This window comes from Clostridioides sp. ZZV14-6345, from assembly GCF_020657775.1.
Taxonomy (GTDB): Bacteria; Bacillota; Clostridia; order Peptostreptococcales; family Peptostreptococcaceae; genus Clostridioides; species Clostridioides difficile_D.
The window spans coordinates 1-4,659 of the sequence record NZ_JAGWCX010000121.1 but is presented as its reverse complement, the minus strand read 5'-3'; the positions used below and the strand labels follow the sequence as shown (position 1 = coordinate 4,659).

The following is a 4,659-nucleotide window of genomic DNA, read 5'->3' as shown; positions in this document are numbered from 1 at the left end:
GAACTAAAAAGTTCATTTTGAGACACTCCCTTTATCCTATATACAAACATACTATGCTAGTCTACCCATTTCATATGCCTGTTTCATTGCCTCACTTCCCTTAATATCACCTACATGCCAAGCCCCTACACCATAAACTATACCTTTTTCCTTAGCACCATTTAGACATGATGTAAATCCTCTAAATCCTTCTAATGTTCTTTCCATATCAGCCACATTTTCATCTGCTGCTGCAACAATAAAATAGAAATCTTTATCACAAATTTCAGTATATCTTGAACAAGTTCTATCAATCATAGTTTTCATTTGTGCATTCATAGTATAAAAATAGACTGGAGTAGCTAAAACAATAACATCTGCCTTAATCATTTTTTCAAGAATTTCTCCCATATCATCTTTCTGTGGGCAACTTGCTCCTTTTTCATAACAAGCACCACATCCAGTACAATAGTTAACATCTTTATCTTTTAAAAATATCTTCTCTACTTGATTTTTGGATTCTAACGCTCCTTGCATAAATTGGTCACACAATAAATCAGAATTCCCACCTTTTCTAGGGCTAGCTGATACTATCAATACATTTTTACTCATAAGATACTTCCTCCATTTTTTTATTTTCGTTGTTCTTTAATGCTTTTTCTTTCTCAATAATACTTTCTCAATAATACTTTCTTCATATCTATCAATCTTAAAATTTAATCGTTCTAAAGTTTTTTGCATTTCTTCCATTCTTTTTGCTAGTTGGTTTCTCTGCTCTATTAAAAGTTCTTTTCTAGCTTGAATAGTGCTGTCGCCTTGTTGAAACATAGCTACATACTCAATCAATGTCTCAATAGAAAGACCTGCACTTCTCATACATTTTATGAAATTAACCCACTCGCAATCTTTTTCTGTAAAAGACCTAATTCCACTTTTATTTCTATTTACAGGTGGTATTAAACCAATTCGTTCATAATATCGTAAAGTATCTGCTGAAAGTTCGTATTTTTTACTCACTTCTGAAATTGTCACACAAATCCTCCTCCTTTCTTGATAGTGTATAATTTAAAATTCAATTAAACAGTTTGACGGACATTTCATCAATTTCAACTTTTCTATATATCATTAATTATTTTACTTATATTTCATTAACTTCAATTTTTATGTATAACATTAATTATTTTATGGTAACAATTATTTTTCAAAAATTTCTGCTACATTCTTCAAAGCATCTATAATTTTGATGTGTTGTGGACAACTTTCTTCACATTGTTTACATCCAATACAATCTGAAGCTTTACCATAAGTTTTAGTATAGTTATTATAGTAAACCATCTGTGTTGAAAATCCAGTATTAAGAGCTTGTTTTTCTGCATTGTACAATGCAAAATAGTTTGGAATAGCGATATTTTTTGGACATCCTTCTACACAGTACTGACAGGCAGTACAAGGAACTGCAATTGATTCATTGATAATTTCTACTGCTTCATCTATAATATTATATTCCTCTTGTACAAATGGCTTAAAGTTTTGCATATATCCTGTATTGTCTAATAATTGTTCCATATTTGACATCCCACTTAAGACCATCATAACATTATCTTTACTTGCTGCAAAACGTATTGCCCAAGATGGTATTGACATATCTGGATTGTAGTCATTAAATAATTTTTCGGCTCTTTCTGGTATCTTTGCAAGTGTACCTCCTTTTACTGGTTCCATAACAATTACAGGTTTATTATGCTTTTCTGCTACTTCATAGCATTTTCTAGATTGTATACTTTCATTGTCCCAATCTAGATAATTAATCTGTAATTGTACAAAGTCTACTTCTGGATGTTCACTCAAGACTTTATCCAATAATTCTGCACTATCATGAAAAGAAAAACCAATATTCTTTATTTTCCCCTCTTTTTTCTTTTCTTCAATAAATTTAAAGCTATCAAATTTTTTGGCTATTTCATAGTTTGATACCCCTATATTGTGTAAAAGATAATAATCAAAATAATCTATACCACATTTTTCTAATTGCTCATTAAAAATAGTCTCTTGTTCTTCTTTTTTCTTTAAAGCCATCAATGGTAGTTTTGTGGCTACAGTAAAACTATCTCTTTTGTGTCTTTTTACTAGAGATTCTCTAAGTGCTATCTCACTTTTTCCCATATGATATACATAAGCTGTATCAAAATATGTAAATCCTCTCTCTAAAAAAATATCAACCATTTTATTTAAATATTCCATATCAATAGTTGTAACATCATTTTCATCTTTTATTGGTAAACGCATTAATCCAAATCCTAATTTTTTTGACTCCATTGTTTTACTTCCCCCTTTGAAACTTATTTTTTATTTTTCTGCATTAACTGTTCTTAAAAATATCTATAAATCTTGCATAGTTATACTTTACTACTTAGAGTTAACTTCAAGTCAATAGGTTTTTTTATTTTAAAGTAAATATTATAAAAATATAGTTTTTAATGTTAAGCTACTGGATGTTATCTCTACTTTCTACTTCTCAAGCTCCACAAGAAAAAGTACTTCATAAAATCAAATTCATAAGTATTGCTATAAATACTTTCTAGACATATTTATAAGGAAATCATCTAAAGTAGAATATTCTCTAACAAATTTAGGAATAAGTTTTGTACCTGTTTTAGAACATATGAAACAATGTTAAAAGATTTATTTATGAAAATATAAAAATGAATAATGTATACCCTTTTTAAAAAGTATTTTCCTTTTTACATTTATGATACAATATTAAGTATAAAAATGGAAATTTTATATTATTTTATATTAAAATATTCTTATCTGTTGATTTTATAGTCTCAAACTCAATATCAACTTGATTTTAAGATTATATTTTAATAAGTGATGCTAAATAATAAAATTTTAAAGATTGTGAGGTAAAAATATGAATAAGAAAAATTTAGCTATACTAGTATCAGGTATTATGTTTTTTTCTAGCTCTTCAGCAATTTTTGCAGACAGTGCTACAAAACAAGAAAGATTAATAGGTAAAACAAGATATGAAACAGCTGTAGAAGTAAGTAAATTGGGATGGGTTCAATCAAAAACAGCCATTATAGTCAATGGTAACTCTATTCAAAGTGCTCTTTGTGCAAATCCATTTGCTAAGCTAAAAAATGCACCTATACTTTTAGTAAACAATAATAGTATCGAAAATTCGACTAAGGCTGAACTTAAAAGACTCGGTGTAAACAATGTGTACATTGTAGATAGTGGAAATAGTATTTCTTCTAAAGTAGAAAATGAAATAAAGTCACTTAACATAAAAATAAATAAAATAGTAGGAAATAATATATATGAAATGTCTACAAATGTACTTAAAGAAATAGATAAAATAAAAAATGTGGAAAATGTTGCAGTTGTAAATGGATTAAAGGGGTTATCTGATGCAGTTAGCATAGCTTCTCCAGCAGCAATACATAATATGCCTATAATACTAGTATCAGATGAAAACAGTAATGATAGCAGTATGAACTTCTTAAACAATAGGTCCATAAAAAAATCTTACATAGTTGGAGGAGATAAGATTTTATCAGACAATGCAGTAAAGAAATATCCAAATAGAGAAAGAATTAGTGGTTCAGATAGAAACAATACTAATGCAAAAATTATTGAGAAATTCTATAAGGACAAAAAAATAAATAATGTATTTGTAGCCAAAGATGGTATTAACCAAGAAAATGCACTGGTAGATTCATTATCAATAGGAGTACTCGCTGCTAAAGAAAATTCTCCTATAATGATATCTAATGGTAGCCTTGTAAATAGTCAAAAAGAACTCATTAAAAATAAAGATATAGATGAAATAACACAAGTAGGAGGAGGATATAACCAAAAAGCATTTGAAGATATTTTAAAACTAAAAAATGTCAACATAAGAAATAAAGCTAAAAAAATATCCTTAATAGAGGCTAAAAAAATATTAAAGCAAGCTCTTCCAGAAAGTAATATTCTAGTTTGTTACTATGATGAAGATGATAATAAATACGACTGCAAAGTTATAAAAGATAATGTCGTATACGAGATAGAAATTGATGCCTACTCTGGTAAAATAATAGAAATTGAAAAAGATGATGATTTAAATGATAATAATTTAGGCACACAAAATATATCATTAGATAAAGCTAAGTCTATAGCACTAGATGCTGTTCCTAATGGTAATTTAATCTATTGTAAATATGATGCTGAAGATAATGAATATGAGGCTAAAGTAGCAAAAAATAAGAAAACATACGAATTAGAGATAAATGCATTTGATGGAAGAATTATAGATATTGATATAGACAATGATTCTGATGATGACTTTGATGATAACGACAATAATAACTCTAATACTAATAACAACAATTCTATTATTAGTGCTGAAAAAGCTAAATCAATAATGCTAAACAAAGTACCTGGTGGAAAAATAGTAAAACTCAAGTATGATAAAGATGACAAGGAATATGAAGGTGAAATGATAAAAGGAAATACTGAGTATGAGATAACAATCAATGCAATTACTGGTGAAATATTAGAGTTTGAAATAGACAATTAATAAAAAATATATATTTTATTAATTATTACAAAACAAAAAAGCCATAAGTGCTGGATTTTTCGAGTCTGGAAAGATTTATTTGTATTCTTTAAATAAAAATTTATTTTTTAAGT

At 27.7% G+C, this 4,659-nt stretch carries 4 protein-coding genes; 1 reads left to right on the top strand and 3 read right to left on the bottom strand.

The annotated features are described in order from the left end of the window. Window positions 1-51 precede the first annotated feature (51 nt). The 3 genes from KGF39_RS18950 to KGF39_RS18940 form a co-directional block, all read right to left on the bottom strand. Window positions 52-591: a flavodoxin family protein gene (locus tag KGF39_RS18950; protein ID WP_227823504.1), complete on the bottom strand. Its 540-nt coding sequence runs from the start codon at window positions 589-591 to the stop codon at window positions 52-54. Between the two features lie 36 nt (window positions 592-627). After that, window positions 628-1,011 (bottom strand): MerR family transcriptional regulator, encoded by a 384-nt coding sequence (locus tag KGF39_RS18945; RefSeq protein ID WP_227823503.1) that lies wholly within the window; start codon window positions 1,009-1,011, stop codon window positions 628-630. A 162-nt stretch (window positions 1,012-1,173) separates the two neighbouring features. Then, entirely contained in the window at window positions 1,174-2,295 is a 1,122-nt protein-coding gene (locus tag KGF39_RS18940) for an aldo/keto reductase (protein WP_227823502.1), read from the bottom strand. A 598-nt stretch (window positions 2,296-2,893) separates the two neighbouring features. Between KGF39_RS18940 and KGF39_RS18935 the strand changes: the two genes are divergently transcribed. Continuing rightward, the gene (locus tag KGF39_RS18935; RefSeq protein ID WP_227823501.1) at window positions 2,894-4,546 is read left to right on the top strand and encodes a cell wall-binding protein Cwp21; all 1,653 of its coding nucleotides are present in this window, start codon (window positions 2,894-2,896) and stop codon (window positions 4,544-4,546) included. Window positions 4,547-4,659: the final 113 nt, after the last annotated feature.